Raw genomic sequence first — 19,167 nt, 5'->3', positions numbered from 1 at the left:
GTGAGAGTTCCCCGTAAGGCGCCCGCGCGGGCGCGCGCCCTGACCCTGCTGGCCACCGCCCTGCTGGCCACCGCCCTGCCGGCCGCTGCCCTGCCGGCCACTGCCCTGCCGGCCGCTGCCCTGCCGGCCACTGCCCTGCCGGCCACTGCCCTGCCGGGCGCCGTCCCCGCGGCGGCCGCCGCGGACGATCCGGTGATCGCGCCGGAGGTGCTGGCGAGCTTCGACGCGCGCGCCACCACGGACTTCTGGGTGCGCATGTCGGGCAAGGCCGACCTCGCCCCGGCCAAGAAGATCGCCGGCCCCGCCGCCCGCGGCCGGGACGTGGTCGAGCGGCTGCACGCCAGGGCCGACCGCGACCAGGAGCCGCTGCGCAAGCTGCTCAAGGCGGAGGGAGTGAAGTTCACGGCGTTCTGGGTCACCAACGCCGTCCACGTGAAGAACGCCTCGCGGGCGCTGGCCGAGAAGATCGCGAAGTTACCCGGGGTCGAGGAGATCCGCGCGCCCGTCACGTACACCATCCCCGAGCCGGTCCGGAGCACGCCCGCCGGGGCCGCCGCCGCGGCGGGCCTCACCTGGGGCGTGTCCGACATCAACGCCGACGACGTGTGGGCGCGGACCGGCCGCCGCGGCGAGGACATCGTCATCGCCAACATCGACTCCGGCGTCCAGTACGACCACCCCGCCCTGGCCAAGAGCTACCGGGGCGACAACGGAGACGGCACCTTCACCCACGACTACAACTGGCACGACCCGCTGAGCGAGTGCCCGAGCGACGCGCCGTGCGACAACAACTCCCACGGCACCCACACCATGGGCACCATGGCCGGCGACGACGGCCAGGGCAACCAGATCGGCGTCGCCCCGGGCGTGCGCTGGATCGCGGCCAAGGGCTGCACCACCGACCAGTGCTCGGAGGAGGCCCTCGTCGCGTCATCGCAGTGGATGCTCGCGCCCACCGACTCCACTGGCGCCAACCCCGACGCGGCCAAGCGCCCGCACATCGTCAACAACTCGTGGGGCGCGAGGCTGACCACCCAGCCGTTCATGGAGGACATCCAGCTCGCCTGGGCGGCCTCCGGCATCATGGGCATCTGGTCCAACGGCAACGACGGCCCCGCCTGCCAGACCTCCGGAACGCCCGGCGGGCGCGTCATCAACTACTCGGTGGGCGCGTACGACGTCAACAACAAGATCGCGAGCTTCTCCAGCCGCGGTCCCGGCCAGGACGGCGAGATCAAGCCGAACATCTCCGCACCGGGCGTGAGCGTCCGCTCCTCGGTGCCCGGCGGCGCCTACGCGTTCTTCGACGGCACCTCGATGGCGGCGCCGCACGTCGCGGGAGCGGTCGCGCTGCTGTGGTCGGCCCGCCCCGAGTACGTACGCGACACCGCGGCCACCCGCCTGCTGCTGGACCTGTCGGCCATCGACACCGAGGACACCACCTGCGGCGGCACCGCGGCCGACAACGCCGTCTACGGCGAAGGCCGCCTCGACGCCCTGGCCCTGGTCGAGGCCGGCACGCGCGGCACCGCCACGCTGGCCGGCACCGTCACGGACGCGACCACCGGCCGGCCGGTCGAGGGCGCCACCGTCACCCTCACCGGCCCGCTGACCCGCACCTCCACCCTCGGCGCCGAAGGCGCCTACCGCTACACCCTCGTCGCGGGGGAGTACCAGCTCAAGGCCGAGGCGTTCGGCTACCGGACCACGACGAGAACCGCCACCCTGGCCAAGGACGGCTCTCTCACCCTGGACGTCGCCCTGCCGCAGACCGAGCGGATCAACCTGACCGGCACCGTCTCCGACGGCTCCGGCCTCGGCCGCGGGCTCGCCGCGAAGATCACCGCCGACGACGGCAAGGGCCACACGTGGAACGCCGAGTCCGACCCCGCCACCGGCGCCTACACCTTGTCCCTGCTCCCGTCGACGACCTACACCCTCACCACCCGCGCCACGGAGCCCGGCTACGACCCGGCCGTCCAGCAGGTCACCATGGGTGAGACCGGCCGCCGGCTCGACCTCGGCCTGACCGTCTCCCTGTCCTGCGTCGCCCGCGGCTACGAGGTGATCCGCGACGGCGGCACCGAGCGGTTCGACGGCGCCGCGGCGCCCAAGGGCTGGACGGTCACCGACGTCGACCCCCGCATCCCCAACTACGCCTACCAGCCCGGCTGGGTCTTCACCGACGCCGGCGGACGGGGCAACCGCACCGGCGGCGCGGGCGGGTTCGCCATCGTCGACTCCCTGCACTCCGGCAAGGGCCACCTCCAGGACACCTACCTGACCAGCCCTTCCTACAACCTGACCGCCCGGACCTCGGCGACCCTGGAGTTCGCCCACGACCTGAAGCCGGCGGTCAACTCCACGACCGGCGTCGGCCTCAGCGTGGACGGGGGCCGTACCTGGAAGAGCGTGTGGTCGGCCAGGGGCTTCCCCGGCGCTCCAGGACCGGCCGTGCACGTCATCCCGCTGCCGGACGCGGCCGGGCGGGCCGACGTGCGGATCCGCCTCCACTATCGGGGCCAGTTGTCCGGCTGGTGGGCCGTCGACGACGTGTTCGTCGGCGACCGCACCTGCCGGCCCGCGGCGACCTGACCCCACCGCCGCGCGCCGCGCCCCCGGGACGGAGACCGCCCGGGGGCAGTGGCTCGGACGTGGGGCGGTCGCGAGGCGGTTTCATCGGGTTGGCGGCCAGGAGGTCGGTGAGGAAGCCGTCGAGGTGCCGGGTTCGTGGCCGGCTGAGCTGAGCGGGCATGTGGACGTCACTCAGGCAATCGCAGATTGTCACTCCTCGACTACAGTGCGTGGTTGCCGTGGGAGGCAGGATGGCAGACGCGGCGGGTGTGACAGGCCTGCCGAGCAACACGAGGTATTCAGAAAAGGGGACTGATCATGCAGACCCAGCCCACCCACGTCCCGTACGAGCCGCCCACCCTGCGGTCACTCGGCCGCTTCGCCGAGGTGACTCACGGCTACCCGCTCGGGGACTTCCCGGACAGCCTCTACTGGTACTACTGGTAACAGCCCTTCCCGGCGCCAAGAGAGCAGGAAAGGGCCCACCACGTGCCGGACTTTCCCGACGACTGGTTCGTCGTCCTGCCCGACAGCCCCGCGGCGCTGCCGGTCGGACGGCGGCTGTCGTCTCATCCCGGGGCGCGGGTGGTGCTGCGGCACCCCTCGGGCCGCCCCTGCCTGATCGGCGTCTTCGAACGCGAGCCGATCGTGTCCGTACAAGCGGGTCCCACCGGCCTGGCACTGATCGGGCACTGCCCGATCACCCCGGCCGCTCTGGCCCGGTGCGCGGACACGATCGGCCGCCGCGGTCACCTCGGCCACCTCGGTCACCTCGGCCACCTCGGCCAGGCCGGCAGGCTCGCCGTCCTGCCCGGCAGCGCGCACCTGGTCGCCGCCCACGCGGGCCAGGTCCGGGCGCAGGGCACCGCCTCCGGCATGCGGCGGATCTTCCACGCCCGGCTGGGCTCCGGCGCCGGCGCCGTGAGCCTGGCCGCCGACCGGGCCGACCTGCTGGCCGCACTCACCCAGGCCACCCTGCTGCCCGAGCAGGTCGCCGTACGCCTGCTCACCTACCCCGTCCCGGTCCTGGCCGCCCCGCTCTGGCGGGGTGTGCACGCCGTGCCTCCCGGCGCCGCCGCCGTCATGGAGCCGGACGGCGCCATCCGCCTGCATCGCTGGTGGCAGCCCCCCGAAGCCCGCCTGCCCATCGAAGAGGCCGCCCCCGCCCTGGCCGACGCCCTGGAGGAGGCGGTGGCGCTGCGCGTGCCGCGCGGCGGCACCATAGCCGCCGACCTGTCCGGCGGGCTCGACTCCACCCCCGTGTGCTTCCTGGCCGACGCGGCGGCCCGCGAGCGCGGCACGACGCTGCTCACCGCCCGCATCGGCGTCGACGACCCCGCGCACGACGACGAGCCGTGGGCCCGCCGGGCCGCCGCCCACCTGGCCGGTGAGCACCTGACCCTGCCCCACGACCAGCTTCCCGCCTGGTACGCCGACGCCACCAGCCCCATCCCCGGCTACGACGAACCGCCCCGGCTGCTGCACGTCGCCGCCCGCAGCGCCGCCATCGCCGCCACGCTGGCCGAGCAGGGGGCGGCCGTCCACCTGAGCGGGCACGGCGGCGACGAGCTCACCCACACCCCGCCGTGCCACCTGCACGACCTGGCCCGCCTGCGGCCCCTGGCGCTGCCCGCCCACCTGCGCGCCCGTCGCGCCCAGACCCGCTGGCCGATCGCCGCGGCGGCCGCCGCGCTGGCCAGGCGGGGCTCGTACCGGACGTGGCTGGCCGCGCAGGCCCCGCTGCTGGCCACGCCGCACTACCTGTCATCGGGCCCCGACTTCGGCTGGGAACCGCCGATGCGGCTGCCGCCGTGGGCGCGCCCCGACGCGGTCGCCGCCGTCGCCGCGCTGGTACGGCGGGCCGCCGAAGACGCCGCCCCTTCGGCGGCCTGGCGCACCCAGCACCAGATGCTGTCCATGGTGCGCTGCGCGAGCTCCACCTACCGGCAGCTACAGCGCCTGACCGCCCGGCACGGCGCCGCCGTCCAGATCCCCTTTCTGGACGATCGGGTGCTGGAGGCCGCCTGCGCGGTGCGAATCGACCACCGGGCCAGGCCCGGCGCGTACAAGCCGCTCATCGTGGCCGCCATGACCGGCCGCATGCCCGGCGAGTGCCTGTCACGCACGACCAAGGGCAACTTCACCCAGCCGGAACACCAGGGCCGGCGCCTGCACCGGGACCGGCTCGCCGCGCTGGCCGAGGACTCCCGGCTGGCCGCGCTCGGCCTGGCGGACCAGGCGGCGTTGCGCGAGGCCCTGACCCGGTCCCACACCCTGCGCGGCGAGGCCGTCTACCTGCAGATCCTGCTCGCGGCCGAGAACTGGCTGCGCGCCCTCCCGGGCACCGGCACACCGCTCCCACCTGGGTACGCGGGGAAAGGAACCCCGACATGAGCGACACCGTACAGTTGCGACCGGGCATCACCCTGACCGCGGTCGGCGAGGACGCGGTCCTGCTGGACGAACGCACCGGCCACTACCATCAGCTCAACGCCACCGCCCACCTCATCGTGCAAGCCCTGGTCGACGGCGCCGCCCCGGCCGAGCTCGTCCGCCGGCTCACCACCGCCCACCCCGACGCCGCGCCCACCGCCGAGGCCGACGTCACCGCGCTGCTGGAGCAGCTGCACGCCGCCGGACTGACCCGGCCCCTCACCCGCCGGGCCGGAACGACACCATGAGCACTCCGATGGTGCCCGCCGCCCGGCCCGGGCTGCCCTGGCGCCGCCGCCCGGCCGCGCTGGCGGCCGTGACACTCGCGCATCTGATCGCCCGGCTGCCGCCGGCACGCATCCGCGCGGTGCTCACCCTCGCCCGCCGCGGCGCCGCCCCCGCCACCGCCGCACAGGCCAAGCGGGCACGAGACGCCGTGATCGCGGTCAGCCTGTCCTGCGCCGGCGAGGGCTGCCTGCCCCGCTCCATCGCCGCCGCCCTGCTGTGCCGGCTGCACGGCACGTGGCCCACCTGGTGCACCGGCGTCCGCGTGCACCCCTTCGCCGCCCACGCCTGGATCGAGGCCGAGGGACGCCCTGTCGACGAGCCTCCCGTCCGCTACCACCCCACCATGGTCATCGCCCCGTCCGGCACAAGGTCGTGATCAGCGCGACAGGACCGCCTCACCAGGGCGGCCTCCCCGCAGCCAGACCCACGAGGCCGTGGCCGAACTCATGAAGCAGCAGCCCATCGGCCGCCTGGGCGCCGCCGACGAGATCGCCGACGCCGTCCTGTGACCGTGCAGCCCGGCCGCCGCCTTCGTCATCGGCGCCGCCCTGCCCGTGGACGGCGGATTCACCGCCCGCTGAGATCGCCAGGGCCGCGGCGATGGACCGGGGTCTCATGGCATTCCTTGGTGAGTTGCCGGGGCAGTGCTCGCCGGGATCGCGGATACCCTCCACGCCTGCGGGCTCGCCTGAAGATCGAGCAACGGCTCATCCAGTGACGCCGACGAGCACGGTTGGACCCGCGAGGGGGAAGGCGCACCGCCGTCGCCCCGGCATGCCGTCGCAGCCGGCTGAGGCGGCACCCGCGTCGGCATCCGGAGGGCGATCAGAGCAGGGTGTGCAGCAGGGCAAGGGTCTCCGCCCGTTCCGGTGCGCCGGCCTTCGTTCTGGCTCGCGCGAGCTGCTGCCCGGTTCGCCGGAACACCCGCAGCGCCTCCTCGCCGTGCTCCTCGCAGGAGACCAGATCGCCCAGGCCGAGGCAGGCGGACGAGAGGGCGCTGTGCGCCTTGCCCAGCGCCAGGGCGTACCCTTCCCCGGCCAGGCGCCGGGCATGGCCGGCATGGGCCAGCGCCTCGGCGTGCAGACCGTGGAAGCGGGCCAGCTCCGACCGCGCCAGCAGCAGGCCCACCTGGTTCGGCCGGTTGCTGGTGCCTTCGGCGATGGCCGCGGCCCCGGCGAGGCGGTCGGCGGCGGCTTCCGCGTCCCCGCTCCGCAGGCTCGCCAGTGCCAGCCCGATCAGCGCGAACACCTCGACCTCGCGGTTCTCGACGCCCTTGGCCACGGATGCCGCCTGCGACAGGACCTGCAACGCCGAGTCATGGCGACCGGCCTCCAGGTGCACGCTGCCGAGGGATTCCAGCGCCATGGCCTCCACGTACGGGAACCCGATCTCGCGCCCGACGGCCAAGGACCTGCTGAGCGTGTCGAGGGCGCTCCTGAGCCGGCCCATCTCCCGCTGGACCACTCCGAGGTTGGTGCGGATCACGGCCTCCAGCTGGCGCTTGCCGATCTTGAGGGCGGCGGTGAGCGCCTGCCGGTGGCGCTCTTCCGCGTCGTGCAGGCGGCCGAGGTCAAGATGGAGCGCCGCCAGGTTGGTGAGACTGGACGTCTCGCCCGTGCGGTCGCCCAGCTCGCGGTCGATGGTCAGGGCCCGCCGGAACTGGCCGATGGCCTGCTCGGGCGCCCCGGTCTGCGCGAGGGCCACCCCGCCGGCCCGCAGCACGGCCGATTCCCCCTCACGCCAGCCGGCCTCGCGCACGAAGGGCAGCGCCTGGCGATAGGCGTCCATGGAGGCGTCCGGATCGGCGATCCGCCAGCGGATGTAGCCGATGGACATCAGCATCGCGCCCTGTCCCATGCCGTCCTGCGCTGCGCGGGCGGCCTTGAGCCCGAGCTCGGCGATGCGCAGGCACTCGGCGACGGGCCGTTTCCAGGACATGACGTCTCTCAGGGCGTCGGCCAGCCGCCAGGCCCAGCGGTGCGGACCGCGCTCCGCCGCATGGGCGACCAGCGCGGCAATGGTGTCCCACTCCCGGTCGAGCCACCTCTCCGCCTCGGCCGCGTCGCCGAAGGAGAGGGGCGCCACCTTCGTGACCGGTCCGTCCGGTGCCGGGCTGACCACGCGCCCGACGTGCTCACCCACGGAGACGATCGTCCGCAGGTAGAAGTCGAAGTACCGGTTGACGGCGGCCTCGCGCTCGGCGGGCGGGTCCTCCGTCTCGCTTCGCTCCGCGGCGTACGTGACCAGCAGGTCGTGACAGGTGTAGCGGTCCGGTTCGGCGTTCATCAGGTGGACCCGCGCCAGGTCGTCCAGGAGCCTGGCCGTGTCCGCCGGGGAGTAGCCGGACAGTGCCGCCGCGCCTTCGACCGTGACGCCGGTGTTCGGCAGCAGCCCGATCAGCCGGAACAACCGCTGTCCCGCGGGGGTCAGCGCCTCATGGGAGCGGCCGACCGCGCCGCGCACCGCCGTTCGCCGATCGCCCTCGACCTCCAGCTGAGAGAGCAGGCCGTGATCGCCGAGCCCGGCCACGTACTGGGAGAGCGTCTTGTGCGGGCTGCCGGCCACCCTGGCGCCCGCCACCCGCAGTGCCAGCGGCAGGCGCGCGCAGAGCTCGGCCAGGCGCGCGGCGGCGTGCGGTTCGGCGCGGATCCGGTCCGGTCCCACGGCGTCGGCGAGCAGCTCGACGGCTTCGTCCGGCTTGAGCACGTCCAGCGTGACCCGCCCGGCCGACTCCAAGGCCACCAGGCCGCTCAGCCGGTCCCGGCTGGTGACCAGGATCCGGGAACCGGTTTCCGGGGGTATCAGCGAACGGATCTGGTCCGGCTCGGCGGCGTTGTCCAGCACCACGAGAACCCGCTGTCCGGCCAGGATCGACCGGTAGAGGCCGATCTGGGCCTCCAGCTCCACGGGGACGTCCTCCCTGGGCCAGCCGAGCGCCTGGATCAGGCGGGGCAGGGCCTCGGCCGTGCTCATCGGCGGCGCCTGGTCGAACCCCCGCAGGTCGACGAAGAGCTGCCCGTCGGGGAACCGCTCCGCCACCTGGTGCGCCCAGTGGACGGCGAGCGTCGTCTTGCCGACACCGGCGCCCCCGACCACGAGGATCACCTTCGCGGCCGACGCCTCGTCCAGCTGCTGGAGCTCCGCCCGCCTGCCGATCAGCCGGCCCACCTCGGGCGGAAGCTGACGGGGAACGAGGCGGCGCACGGTCTCCGGCACGGACGGGGTGAGGCTCTCCTCGTTCCCCAGGATCGCCAGGTGCAGGCGCTGGAGCTCGGGGCCCGGCTCGACGCCCAACTCGCTCGCCAGCATCGTCCGGACCCGGCCGTACGTCTCCAGGGCCTCGGCCCGCCGGCCGGATCGGTGGAGCGCGAGGATGAGCTGCCGCCAGACGCGTTCGTCGATCGAGCCGGCTTCGGCGAGCGTCCGTAACTCGCTGATCAGCTCCTCGTGCCGGCCCATCCGCAAGCGGATGTCGGTCCAGCCGGACCGGGCGGAATGCGCTAGTTCCTCCAGTTCGGCGATGCGCGGTGTCACGGCGGCGGTGAGCAGCGCGTCCTCGGCAGGCCGGCCGCGCCACAGCGACAGGGCTGCGCGGTATTCCTCGTCGGCCGCGGCCAGGTCTCCGGCGTCCGCGTGGCGGCGGGCCCTGTCCAGGGTGTCCTCGAAGAGGAGCAGGTCGAGCTGGGTCCGCTCGACCTCGAGGAGATAGTGGTGGTCGCGGGTGACGAGGTGGGGGGCGACCGTCCGGCGGAGACGGGTGGCGTAGCTGTGGATGTTGGACACGGCCGACGCGGGCGGCTTCTCCCACAGGCAGTCGATCATGCGCTCCAGGGAGACCGGCGTGTTGGGGTAGAGCAGCAGCACACCGAGCATGCACCGCTGCTTTCCTGAGAGACGCACAGGCCCGTCCGGGGATACCGCCTGAACAGAACCGAGCACTCTAAACAGGGTCACAGCAGACGACTCCTGACCATCACCGACACACTCCCCTATACCGGCCCACTGAGCCACTTACGGGCGCATATCTACCATGGCCTCGCCGGGCGGGGTGGGCGTTGTGCGGTAACTTTCGATCATGCTCTGTCCGCGTCCGCGATCTTCGCGGACGCGATGCCGGGGAGTCGTGGATCAGGCCGCTGCGCTCGGTGATCGTTCGGCGCGCCCCCGTCTCGGACGTGGCGCGCTCTCTCCCGGTGGACGGTCGCGGTGATCCGACCGGTCGTCCGGAGGCCGGAGGCGCCGTGGCCGTGGGCGTCACCGCCCGTGGCCCGCGACTCGCGGCGGCGGAGTATGGCCAGAAGAATCGCTCGGATTCGGCACGTTGACGATGCCGGCGAATGCCGGCCCGGCCACGGCGGGTATCGCCGCACGCGCTCTTGCGGAACTTCGCTGCGCCGATGCGATGATTCGCGTTCTCGCGATTCAAGATGAACGCGTTTTCGGCGAGAGGTGCGCTCAAGAAAGATTAATCGCCGGCTCCCATATTTTCTCCACATACCCGCCACACATCAGCCACACACGGCCGGAGAGGATGGAAACATCCTGGCCAGAGCGGGGAAGAGGCGCGTGTGCTCCGCGCGTCATGGCGATGCCCGGCCGGAGCCGGCGGGCTGCGGACGGGAAAACCCCTATTCCCTACTTGTTGGCGGCGGCGAAAATCGGCGAATCGAAGATCTTGACTCTCGTGTGGAATCGGGGCAGTTTTGGCAATGCCGCCAGAAGAGGTGGGAGTTCGTGTCCCGGACGGAGCGGACGACGCGTATTCGCGGTCGCCGTGACGGTGGGATGGCCATTCTTCTGGCCGGTGTCCGCGTCACCGGTCACGAAAGGAATTGAAATGAAGCGACTCATGCAGCGAACGGGTGAGCGCCTCGTCGGGATGGTGCTGCCGAAGGTGGAGGCCGGGGCGTGCGTGCCGGAGCACGGTGCGTGTTGTAAGCCGGGGTACCGCTTCAACTGCTACGGCCAGTGCTCCTCCAGGTCGTCCAGCTGCTGACCACCCACTGACAGGAGTGGCCGGCGGGGACGTCACCTCGTGCCCCGCCGGCCCTCATCCCGCCCGGAGGCCGTCGTGCTCGATCTGCTCGCTCGTACGCTGCTCGCGGTCGTCTTCTTCGCGGCGGTCGTGGGGAAGGCGCGTTCCCGGCAGGGGTTCGCCGAGTTCCGCGACTCGGTCGCGGTGATCGGGCCACGGTGGCTGCCCGCCGGTCCGGCCGCCGTCGCGGTCGTCGCAGGGGAGGCCGCCGCCGTGGTGCTGCTCGCCGTCCCCGGCACGCGGCTCGCCGGCTACGCCCTCGCGACCGTGCTCCTCATCGTGTTCTGCGCCGGCATCGCCCGGGTGGCCCTGGCCAGGAAGTCCGTACGCTGCCAGTGCTTCGGCGCGGGCGGCGGGCTGCTCGGCCCGAAGCACCTCGTCCGCAATGGTCTGCTGGCCGCCGTCTCCGTCACCGGCGCGCTCGCCGGTGATGTGCCGGCCTCGGCGCCCGCCATGCTGGTCGCCGCGGTGACCGGAGCGTTTCTCGGCCTGCTCACGACCCGCTGGGAGGACGTCGCGTTCCTCCTCCTTCCCGCCGGGAGGAACCGTTGACCCTGCTCTTTCCCGCCGGGAGGAACTATTGATACTGCTCACCACCGCCGTCATCCTGCTCGCCGTCGTGGTCGCGGTGCACCTGCTGTTCACGTTCGCGCTGGTCGCCAGGATCCGCGAGCTGCAACAGCACGGCGGCGCCCACGCCCACAACCCGCAGCTGCCGAAGCCCGGCACGGTCGTCCGCCCCTTCTCGCTCACCGGCACCGACGGCGCCACGATCACCGAAGCCGACCTCGACGGCCCGGTGCAGGTCGGGTTCTTCCAGGTCGGGTGCGGGCCGTGCCGGATGCTGTCCGACGCGCTCGTCACCGCTCCGCCACCGGCCCGATTCGTGTCCATCGTGCAGGGTGACCAGGAAGCCCCCGACGCCACCGCGCTCATGGTCGGCAAGCTCGGCGCTCTCGGGCGGGTCGCGGTCATCGGTGTCGACGATCCCGTGCTGACCGCGTTCGAGGTCGTCGCGTTCCCGACGCTGCTGCACACGCACGGCGGCGTGGTGACCGCCTCCGGCTCCCGGTTGGACGATTTCGCGGGTACGACCGGCACCCCGGCGAAGGTGGCATGATCCGTTCGTTCCTCCGCACGGGCATGGCGGCGCTCGCGCTGCCGTTCCGGTCCGCGCCGGTGACGGCCACCGTCGCCCTGGCGCTCACCGTGCTTTCGGGTGCCGCGCCCGCGACCACGGCACGTCGAGGACCCCGCCTTCCACGACCGGCTGCGGCTCGCCGAGCAGGCCGCGCAGGAGGCGCCCGGCACGGTCTCCCAGTTCGCGCAGGAGCTGGTCCGCTCAGTGGTGCTGCTCGCCGGTTTCGCGGGTGCGTTGCTGGTGGTGTGGCCGCCGATGGCCCTGCTGCTGCTCGCCTCGGTGCTGATCGCCGTGCTCGCCAGGCTGGCGACCGCGCGGCGCGAGGCGGCCACCGAGGAGGCGTGGGTGGCCACCGACCGGCGCCGCCTGTTCTATCGGGCGCTGCTCACCGACGTGCGTGCCGCCAAGGAGATCCGGCTGTTCGGCCTCGGCACGCTGCTCCACGCCAGGATGATCGGCTCGCTGGCGGCGGTCTCGCACGCGCGGCTGTCCGCCTCACGCCGGGGCGCACTGGTGCAGAGCGGGCTCGCGCTGCTCGGAGCCGCCGTCACCGGGGTCGGCACGGTCGTGGTCGCCACGAACGTCGTCACCAGTGACTCGTCGGTCGGCGACCTCGTGCTCTTCCTCAGCGCGGTGACCGGCGCGCAGACCGGGCTGTCCTCCGTGGTGCTGCGCGGGCAAGAGCACGCTGGTGAAACTGTTGTGCCGGTTCTACGACCCGCAGCGCGGCACGATCACCTGGGGTGGCGTGGACCTCCGCGAGCTGGACGTCACGGCCCTGCGCGCCCGGATCGGCGTGGTGTTCCAGGAGTTCATGACCTACGACCTGACCGCGGCCGAGAACATCGGCATCGGCCAGGTCCGGCACCTCGACGACCGGTCGCGGATCGTCGCGGCCGCGCGGACGGCACGGATCGACGACACGGTGGCGGCTCTGCCCCACGGTTACGACACCGTGCTGTCCAGGACGCACACGGACGACGGTGAGCGGGCTGGCGTGCCACTGTCCGGCGGGCAGTGGCAGCGGCTGGCCCTGGCCCGCTGCCTGATGCGCACCGACGCCGAGCTGATCGTGCTCGACGAGCCGACCTCGGGACTGGACGCCGAGGGCGAGCACCGGGTGCACAGCACCCTGCGCCGGCACACGGAGGGCCGTACCCGGCTGCTGATCTCCCACCGGCTGTCCGCGCTGCGTGGCGCGGAGCTGATCGTCACGCTCGTCGACGGCCGGATCGCCGAGCAGGGCAGTCATGACGAGCTCATGGACGCGGGCGGCGAGTACGCCCGGCTGTTCCGCCTCCAGGCCGGAGGCTACCAGGATGCGAGAGTGCGATGATCGGGTGGATCAGGGTGACCGTGCGGGGCAACAGCATGTCGCCCACTCTGCGGGACGGCCAGCGCGTGCTGGCGCGGCGGCTGCGGCGGGCACCTCGGCGCGGCGAGGTGATCGTCTTCCGGGTGGCGGACGAGGAGCTGCCGCACCGGATCAAGCGGGTCGCCGCCGTCGCCGGCGATCTGCTGCCGGACTGGCTCGCCGTGACACTGCCGAACGTGCCGCGGGTACCTGCCGGGCATGTCGCGGTGGTCGGGGACAATCCGCGCTCGCAGGACTCCCGCCAGCTGGGGCTGATCGACTGCCACGACATCCTCGGGACCGTTCCGGGTGCTTCGCCCGCCTGGGGACTGTACGAAGCACGGCCTGCGCCGTGAGGCGGAGCGTGCTGGAAGCACGTGCCTTTCGGCGAGATGTCAAGCCGGGGCGCGTGAAGTTCCTGCGCTTCCCGGCTCTGCCCGGCCGAAGATCGGGCACGCGGCCCGAACGCCCGGCTACGGCGCGCGTACCAGGCCGACGCCGCGGTCGGCGATGTCCACGCCGGAGGCCAGCGCGCCGACGTCGGCGTGGGCGAGCAGGCGGGCCGTGACGGTGGACGACGTCGCGGGCAGCGGCGACTTCATCACGTCCTCCCACCACAGCGCCGCCACGCCGGCGACGTGCGGCGTCGCCATGCTCGTGCCGCTCAGGGCCCGCAGGCCGCCCCCGGCCCGCGCGGAGACGATGCCGACGCCGGGCGCGCTGATCTGCGGGAACGTGTTGGAGAACGGCGCCACGACCAGGCCGTTGCCGGTGGACGACTGCGCCAGCGCGCCCACCGCGACCACGCCCTCCGCGCCCGCGGGCAACGACACCGCGATCTCGAAGTCGGGACGCGTCTGGCGCTCGCTCTCGTTCCCCGCCGCCGCCACGACGATCGTGCCGGGGCCGATGGCCGCGCGGGCGGCCACCATCTGCATCAGCGCGTCGAAGAGCCGCAGGTTGGCCCGGTACGCCTCCAGCGCGAGCGAGGTGGCGAACCTGGGCTGCCGTCCCAGGTCCACCATCCGCTGCACCATCCCGGGGAAGTCGAACCCCAGGGACATCGAGATCACCTGGGCGCCCTGCTGCAGCGCCCACTGCATGCCGCGCAGCAGGCCCTCGGTGTCGCCGCCCCCGTCGTCGGAGAGGACCTTGCCGATGAGCGCCCGGGTCACGCCGGGCGCGACGCCGATGCGGGTGCCGTCGACCGCCCGGCCGAAGATCGTGCCGGCGCAGTGCGTGCCGTGGCCCTCCTTGTCGCCCACGCCGGAGCCGCTGAAGTCCTCCTGGATGAGGGTCACGCCGGTGAAGGCAGGATGGGTGCCGTCGATGCCGGTGTCCAGGACGGCCACGATGACGTCCGCCCCCGTACGCGTGGAGACGTCCGCGCCCACCGCCTTGACGCCCCACGTGGCCGCCGCGGCGGCCGCCGCCTCCACCGCCTGCGCGTCGGCGCCCTCCTCGACCGGGTGGATGAGCGCCGTCGGCATGACCGGCGCCACCGCGCGCACCTCAGGGTCGCGTGCCACGTCGCGCAGCTCGCGTTTGCCGAGCTCGACGATCTCCACGTGGGGTTCGCCGCCGGCGAGGATCGCAGGCGCCGCGGGTACGGCGGGGCGCGTCGATTCGAACGGACTGGCCGTGCGCACGCCGCTCATGTCACGCAGCACGCTGTATCTCTCGCCCATGGGCGCCACACTCCCCGCTTTCCGCCGTCCCCCGGGACGGGTGTTTCCACAGGGTCAGTGCCCGCGCGGGCCTTGGGTCGCGCCCAAGCCCCGATGGAGAAACGGTCAAAAGGCGGTCACGCGCGGGGCTCCGCCCACCGGCCGGCCGGCTGCTTCCGGCGCCGCGAGGAAATTCTGTCTCTGTCTACTGGTCGTCGTCGTCCGGCGTCGCGGGCCGCATTTCCGCCAGCCGATCGAGTTCGGCCGGGGTGAGCTGCTGAGTCCGCCTGTCCAGCGATTCGACGGTGACATAGTCCACGACATTTCCCATGGGACTGCCTCCTTACCCCTTCTCTGTCAAGCCTAGCTCGGGCCGTACAAAATATCGGAAAAGGTGGGACACGTGGCATGAAGGCATTATCGCCAACGTAAGGCGGCGTCCAACTCATTGGCCGTCGCTGGACACCCGCTCGAAGCGGCATGCATATTTAGGGTGATATGCACCCTCTAGATGAGGTCGTGTGTTATGGAGATATCCGCGGAAGTCCGGGAAAACAGGGTCAAGCACACGAAGGACGCCGCCGTACGGTACCGATGGAGCGCCTCCGATCGCGACGAGGCCCGGCAGAGGCGTACGCGCGGAGAGGCGTTCCCCGACTCGCCGGAGATGCTCGCCACCCGCACCGCCCGCCTCATCCAGCGCAACGGCGTGCCGGTCGAGGCGGCGCTGGAGGCCACCCGGGCCGACGGCCTGGACCGGCCCAGGATGTACGAGCGCATCCTGGGCGTCGCCAAGGACCTCCAGGCGTGGAGCTTCCTGCCCCGGGGCGCCCGGGCCGCGCGGACCGTCGCCCGGATCTCCGTCTGCGAAAACGGCCGCGAGATCCCGATCGGCACCGGTTTCCTGGTCTCGCCGCGGCTGCTCATGACCAACCACCACGTGCTCCCCGACGCCTCGGTGGCGCGCTCGGCCATCGTGGAGTTCGACGCCCAGGTGACCGTCGACAACACCCCGGACGTGGCCAGGCGGTTCGCCCTCGACCCCGACACGTTCTTCGTCGCCGTCCGGGATCTCGACTTCGCGCTGGTCCCGGTGAGCCCCGGCGCGGACGGCCGTCCCGTCGGTGAGGCCTTCGGCTGGAACAGGCTCAGCGTCCAGCGGGGCAAGCTGGTCGTCGGTGAGCCGGTCAACATCATCGGCCACCCCAGCGGGCGGCTGAAGGAGATCTCCATCCGCGAGAACCGGCTGGAGGCCCGTCTTGAGCACTTCCTCGAGTACCAGACCGACACCGAGCCCGGCAGCTCCGGCTCCCCCGTGTACAACGACCAGTGGGAGGTCACGGCCCTGCACCACAGCGGCGTCCCCAGGACGGACGAGCAGGGCCGGATCCTGCGGCGCGACGGGCAGGTCTGGCGCGAGGGGGACGGCGACGACGCCGTGGACTGGGTCTCCAACGAGGGCGTCCGCATCAGCGTCATCCTCATGCACCTGGCCGCGCTCCCGCTCGACGAGCCCCACCGGGCCCTGCTCTCGGAGATGGGCCCCGAATCCGGCCTCCAGGCCACTTCCACCGGCCTCCAGGCCACTTCCACCGGCCTCCAGGCCACTTCCACCGGCGGTCTCCGGCCCGGCCCCCAAGCCCAGCCGCCCCTGGCCGGCCCACAACCCGGACTCCAGCCCGAGGCCGAGCCTGGATTCCAGCCCGGACCCCAGCCCGGACCCCAGCCCGGACTCCAGCCCGGACTCCAGGCCGGACTTCAGAACGGGGCCGAGCCCGGACTGCAGGACCGCGCCGCGCTGCAGGCGGGCGCCACCGGCCTGGTCCCGCCCCAGGCCCCCGCACCCGACGGGGCCCTCGCCGAGGCGGCCGCGCCGGCGGCCACCGTGCCCGGCGCCGGGCTGGTGTCACGGCCGGCGGCGTTCGGCGGATCCACCCACCTGGTCTTCCTCCACGGGCGCGGCCAGCAGGGGCGCGACCCCGAGCTCCTGCGCCGCTACTGGGCCGCGGGGCTGAACGGCGGCCTCACCAGAGCGGGCCTGGACACGATCAGGCCGGACGACGTCTGCTTCCCGTTCTACGCGCCGCAGCTCATCCAGGCGATGGGCGGGTTGGAGACCGTTCCCCGCCTGGCCGGGGATGCCCTGGGCGACCCCGTGGAGGCCGCCGCGCCGGCTCCCTCCGGCGCCCGCCGCCGGTACGAGCAGCTGATCATCGAGGCGGCCGCCCGCGCCGGGCTGCCCGCCGCCCGCCCGGCAGGCGCCGAGGGCCTCGGCGACGCCGTGCACCGGGCCCTGAGCTGGCTGGCCGACACCACCGACCTCGACCGCCTCCTCATCGCCGCGATCTTCGGGGACGTCGCCGCCTACCTCGAGGACCAGCGCGTACGCGAGGCGGTCCTGGACTGCGTCCTCCAGGCGATGCCGCGTACCGGGCGGCTGGTGCTGGTCAGCCACAGCCTCGGCACGGTCGTCGCCATGGACGTGCTCACCCGGCTCGATCCGGCGGTCGAGGTCGGCCTGCTCGTCACGGCCGGCAGCCCGCTCGGCCTGGACAGCGTCCACGAGCGGCTGCTGAGCGGCGGGCCGCACCGTCCCGGCCGGGTGGCCCGCTGGTTCAACTCCTGGTGCCCGATCGACCCGGTCGCCATCGGCTGCCCCCTGAACGACCACTGGCGGGGAGAGCTGACCGAGGCTCCCGTCGCCAACCCGGCGGGCCGGGCCCACGACATCGAGGAGTATCTCGCGCACCCCGAGGTCGCCCAGGTGGTCGGCAGCGCGCTCACCTCCCCGGCCCTCGCCTGAGAGCCCGCGGGCCCGGACCGGAAAGGAGCTGGCCGGGAAGCCCTGGCCGGGAAGCCCTGGCCGGGAAGCCCTGGCCGGGAAGCCCCGGCCGGGGAGCCCTGGCCGGGGAGCCCTGGCCGGAAAGCCCGCGGCGCCTTGCTAACCCCGGAGGCGGTCCTCGATGATCTCGACCAGCCCGGCGATCACGCCGTCGGGGGAGGGGCTGTAGTGCGGGACGGCCCAGCGGGTGATCCTGGCGTCGATCACCGTGGGCCGGTTGGCGGCGAGCGCCGCGCGGAAGGCCTCCTCGAACTGCTCGATCGTCTCCACGCGGTGGCCGTCGGCGCCGCACGCCCGCGCGTACGCCGCGAAGTCCGGGTTGTCGAACTCGACGAGCCCGCTCTCCAGGTACGCCGAGAGCTGGTAGAGCTTGATCAGCTTGAACTCGCCGTCGTTGAAGATGATCCAGATGACCGGGATGTCGTGCTCGATGGCCGTCATCAGCTCGAAGCCCGACAGGGAGTAGCAGCCGTCGCCGCAGCCGACGACGACCGTCCGCTCCGGTTGCGCGACCTTCACCCCGATCGCGCCGTTGACGTGCCCGGCCATCGGCCCGAACGAGCCCGCCTTGCGGAAGTTCTGGCCCTCCTCCACGTCGACGTAGTAGCCGAGCCAGGCCAGGTGCGCGCCGGCGTCGGCGAGGAGCACGCCGCCGTCGGGGAGCAGGCGCCCGATCGCCTGCGCGAGCTCGCCCGGGTGGATCAGCTCTTTGGTCAGGCGGGTGATGTGCCGGAACTCGTAGTCCCTGCTCTCGACGGCGGCGGGCGGCACCTCGCCCACCTTCCGCTCCAGCGCGTCGGTGATGGCCGCCACTGCCGGGCGCGCGTCCGACAGCAGCGCGTGGTCCGGCGGGTACGCCTTGCGGAACTCGGTCTCGGAGATGTTGACGTAGATGAGGAGCTTGCCGTCGAACAGGTCGTCGCGGTAGTTGAAGGTGGCGTGCTGGTTGAGCGAGTTGCCGATGCACACCACGACGTCCGCCTCGCGGAAGGTCTTCCAGGCGGCGGCGTGGCCGCTGTCGGCGAAGACGCCCGCCGACAGCGGATGCCGCTCGGAGACGACGCCCTTGCCGTCGAGCGTGGTCAGGAGCGGGATCTGGAAGCGTTCGATGAACCGCTTGATCTCCGGGCCCGCGCCGCTGCGCACGGCGCCGAACCCGGCGAGCGCGACGACGCGCCGGCCGTCGCCGATGGCCTGGGCCAGCACCGACGCGATCTCCTCCACGCGGGCCGGGTCGGGCCGCACCGGCGCGACGTCCAGCCGGACGGGCCGGGCCTGCTCCACCTCGACCCCGGGCTCGGTCAGGTCCAGCGGCACGTGGATGTGCACCGGCCCCGGCCGCCCCGCGAGGGCGACGTTGACCGCCTCCTCCAGGACGTCGAACGTGTCCGCGGCGTCCTCCAGCAGGTAGGACTTCTTGGTCGTGGCGGCGAACATGGCCTGCGAGTCGGGTGTCCCGTTCACGCCCGAGGTCTCGTTGAGCGAGCCCCAGCCCCGCCATTTCCTGGGCGCGTAGCCCGAGACGGCGAGGACCGGGTAGGAGTCGGACATCGCCATGGCCAGGCCGGAGAACAGGTTGAACGCCCCCGGCCCGGCCGTGGCGAAGCAGAAGCCGAGCTCGCCCGTGAACATCGCGTACCCGCACGCCATGAACGACGCCGCCTGCTCGTGCCGGGTGATGATCGGCCGAATCCGCGGTGAGTGCTTCAGCGCCAGCATCAGCCCGGCCGCGTTCTCCCCCGCGCCGCCGAACGCGGCCCGCACCCCGACGTCCTCCAGGCCCTTGACGATGGCCTCGTACACCTTCATGGATTCCTCACTCTTGCCGGGTGC

General features: G+C 72.9%; 16 protein-coding genes and 1 pseudogene. 11 read left to right on the top strand and 6 right to left on the bottom strand.

Annotated features, from left to right (window positions below):
• The 5 genes from IO39_RS28110 to IO39_RS28095 all read left to right on the top strand — a co-directional run bounded on the left by IO39_RS28110 (position 1) and on the right by IO39_RS28095 (position 5,671).
• A complete protein-coding gene (locus IO39_RS28110) occupies positions 1-2,595 on the top strand; it encodes a S8 family serine peptidase (protein WP_052423465.1) in 2,595 nt (864 codons plus the stop codon).
• 297 nt (positions 2,596-2,892) lie between these two features.
• Positions 2,893-3,021, top strand: a complete 129-nt coding sequence (locus IO39_RS54880; protein ID WP_157548977.1) for a lasso RiPP family leader peptide-containing protein — start codon at positions 2,893-2,895, stop codon at positions 3,019-3,021.
• 42 nt (positions 3,022-3,063) lie between these two features.
• Complete coding sequence (locus IO39_RS28105; RefSeq protein ID WP_052423464.1) at positions 3,064-4,968, top strand: asparagine synthase-related protein; 1,905 nt, start codon at positions 3,064-3,066, stop codon at positions 4,966-4,968.
• Positions 4,965-5,255, top strand: a complete 291-nt coding sequence (locus tag IO39_RS28100; RefSeq protein WP_043629010.1) for a lasso peptide biosynthesis PqqD family chaperone — start codon at positions 4,965-4,967, stop codon at positions 5,253-5,255. The genes IO39_RS28105 and IO39_RS28100 overlap by 4 nt, the downstream gene beginning before the upstream one ends.
• Entirely contained in the window at positions 5,252-5,671 is a 420-nt protein-coding gene (locus IO39_RS28095) for a lasso peptide biosynthesis B2 protein (RefSeq protein ID WP_043629009.1), read from the top strand. The genes IO39_RS28100 and IO39_RS28095 overlap by 4 nt, the downstream gene beginning before the upstream one ends.
• A 19-nt stretch (positions 5,672-5,690) precedes the next feature.
• Here the strand turns inward: IO39_RS28095 and IO39_RS56905 are convergent, their stop codons facing one another.
• Both IO39_RS56905 and IO39_RS28085 read right to left on the bottom strand, forming a co-directional pair.
• Positions 5,691-5,912: a hypothetical protein gene (locus tag IO39_RS56905; protein ID WP_043629008.1), complete on the bottom strand. Its 222-nt coding sequence runs from the start codon at positions 5,910-5,912 to the stop codon at positions 5,691-5,693.
• A 208-nt stretch (positions 5,913-6,120) separates the two neighbouring features.
• Positions 6,121-9,168: an AfsR/SARP family transcriptional regulator gene (locus tag IO39_RS28085; RefSeq protein ID WP_052423463.1), complete on the bottom strand. Its 3,048-nt coding sequence runs from the start codon at positions 9,166-9,168 to the stop codon at positions 6,121-6,123.
• Between the two features lie 964 nt (positions 9,169-10,132).
• Here IO39_RS28085 and IO39_RS54865 point away from each other — a divergent pair.
• The 3 genes from IO39_RS54865 to IO39_RS28075 all read left to right on the top strand — a co-directional run bounded on the left by IO39_RS54865 (position 10,133) and on the right by IO39_RS28075 (position 11,450).
• Positions 10,133-10,291: a hypothetical protein gene (locus IO39_RS54865; protein ID WP_157548975.1), complete on the top strand. Its 159-nt coding sequence runs from the start codon at positions 10,133-10,135 to the stop codon at positions 10,289-10,291.
• Between the two features lie 75 nt (positions 10,292-10,366).
• On the top strand, positions 10,367-10,882 hold the full coding sequence (locus IO39_RS28080) for a MauE/DoxX family redox-associated membrane protein (RefSeq protein ID WP_043629238.1): 516 nt from the start codon (positions 10,367-10,369) through the stop codon (positions 10,880-10,882).
• A gap of 28 nt (positions 10,883-10,910) precedes the next feature.
• On the top strand, positions 10,911-11,450 hold the full coding sequence (locus IO39_RS28075; RefSeq protein WP_043629006.1) for a thioredoxin domain-containing protein: 540 nt from the start codon (positions 10,911-10,913) through the stop codon (positions 11,448-11,450).
• 222 nt (positions 11,451-11,672) lie between these two features.
• On the opposite strand, the gene IO39_RS54860 is transcribed toward IO39_RS28075, so the two are convergent.
• On the bottom strand, positions 11,673-11,915 hold the full coding sequence (locus IO39_RS54860; RefSeq protein WP_157548973.1) for a hypothetical protein: 243 nt from the start codon (positions 11,913-11,915) through the stop codon (positions 11,673-11,675).
• A 241-nt stretch (positions 11,916-12,156) separates the two neighbouring features.
• Between IO39_RS54860 and IO39_RS51040 the strand changes: the two are divergent.
• Positions 12,157-12,807: pseudogene (locus IO39_RS51040) on the top strand (ATP-binding cassette domain-containing protein); the annotation flags it as partial.
• A complete protein-coding gene (locus IO39_RS28065) occupies positions 12,804-13,181 on the top strand; it encodes a S26 family signal peptidase (RefSeq protein ID WP_052423459.1) in 378 nt (125 codons plus the stop codon). The pseudogene IO39_RS51040 and the gene IO39_RS28065, both read left to right, overlap by 4 nt.
• Positions 13,182-13,298: 117 nt before the next feature.
• Here IO39_RS28065 and IO39_RS28060 read toward each other — a convergent pair whose 3' ends face one another.
• Together IO39_RS28060 and IO39_RS59090 are read right to left on the bottom strand one after the other, a co-directional pair.
• On the bottom strand, positions 13,299-14,513 hold the full coding sequence (locus tag IO39_RS28060; protein WP_043629004.1) for a S8 family peptidase: 1,215 nt from the start codon (positions 14,511-14,513) through the stop codon (positions 13,299-13,301).
• A gap of 184 nt (positions 14,514-14,697) precedes the next feature.
• Entirely contained in the window at positions 14,698-14,823 is a 126-nt protein-coding gene (locus tag IO39_RS59090; protein WP_281200162.1) for a hypothetical protein, read from the bottom strand.
• Positions 14,824-15,018: 195 nt separating this feature from the next.
• On the opposite strand from IO39_RS59090, the gene IO39_RS59085 reads away from it, so the two are divergent.
• Positions 15,019-17,295 (top strand): trypsin-like serine peptidase, encoded by a 2,277-nt coding sequence (locus tag IO39_RS59085; RefSeq protein ID WP_043629002.1) that lies wholly within the window; start codon positions 15,019-15,021, stop codon positions 17,293-17,295.
• Positions 17,296-17,433: 138 nt separating this feature from the next.
• On the opposite strand, the gene IO39_RS28050 is transcribed toward IO39_RS59085, so the two are convergent.
• On the bottom strand, positions 17,434-19,143 hold the full coding sequence (locus tag IO39_RS28050; protein ID WP_043629001.1) for a thiamine pyrophosphate-binding protein: 1,710 nt from the start codon (positions 19,141-19,143) through the stop codon (positions 17,434-17,436).
• Between the last annotated feature and the right edge of the window lie 24 nt (positions 19,144-19,167).

The organism is Nonomuraea candida, from assembly GCF_000725485.1.
Taxonomy (GTDB): domain Bacteria; phylum Actinomycetota; class Actinomycetes; order Streptosporangiales; family Streptosporangiaceae; genus Nonomuraea; species Nonomuraea candida.
Note: the sequence above shows the minus strand (reverse complement) of the source record. Positions and strands in the feature narration are given on the sequence as shown.

What these genes read in the sequence shown, in the direction of transcription:
- IO39_RS28050 (WP_043629001.1), bottom strand. Translation starts at nt 19,143, where the DNA reads ATGAAGGTGTACGAGGCCATCGTCAAGGGCCTGGAGGACGTCGGGGTG.
- IO39_RS28095 (WP_043629009.1), top strand. Translation starts at nt 5,252, where the DNA reads ATGAGCACTCCGATGGTGCCCGCCGCCCGGCCCGGGCTGCCCTGGCGC.
- IO39_RS28065 (WP_052423459.1), top strand. Translation starts at nt 12,804, where the DNA reads ATGATCGGGTGGATCAGGGTGACCGTGCGGGGCAACAGCATGTCGCCC.
- IO39_RS28100 (WP_043629010.1), top strand. Translation starts at nt 4,965, where the DNA reads ATGAGCGACACCGTACAGTTGCGACCGGGCATCACCCTGACCGCGGTC.
- IO39_RS59090 (WP_281200162.1), bottom strand. Translation starts at nt 14,823, where the DNA reads ATGGGAAATGTCGTGGACTATGTCACCGTCGAATCGCTGGACAGGCGG.
- IO39_RS54865 (WP_157548975.1), top strand. Translation starts at nt 10,133, where the DNA reads ATGAAGCGACTCATGCAGCGAACGGGTGAGCGCCTCGTCGGGATGGTG.
- IO39_RS59085 (WP_043629002.1), top strand. Translation starts at nt 15,019, where the DNA reads ATGGAGATATCCGCGGAAGTCCGGGAAAACAGGGTCAAGCACACGAAG.
- IO39_RS54880 (WP_157548977.1), top strand. Translation starts at nt 2,893, where the DNA reads ATGCAGACCCAGCCCACCCACGTCCCGTACGAGCCGCCCACCCTGCGG.
- IO39_RS56905 (WP_043629008.1), bottom strand. Translation starts at nt 5,912, where the DNA reads ATGAGACCCCGGTCCATCGCCGCGGCCCTGGCGATCTCAGCGGGCGGT.
- IO39_RS28085 (WP_052423463.1), bottom strand. Translation starts at nt 9,168, where the DNA reads ATGCTCGGTGTGCTGCTGCTCTACCCCAACACGCCGGTCTCCCTGGAG.
- IO39_RS28060 (WP_043629004.1), bottom strand. Translation starts at nt 14,513, where the DNA reads ATGGGCGAGAGATACAGCGTGCTGCGTGACATGAGCGGCGTGCGCACG.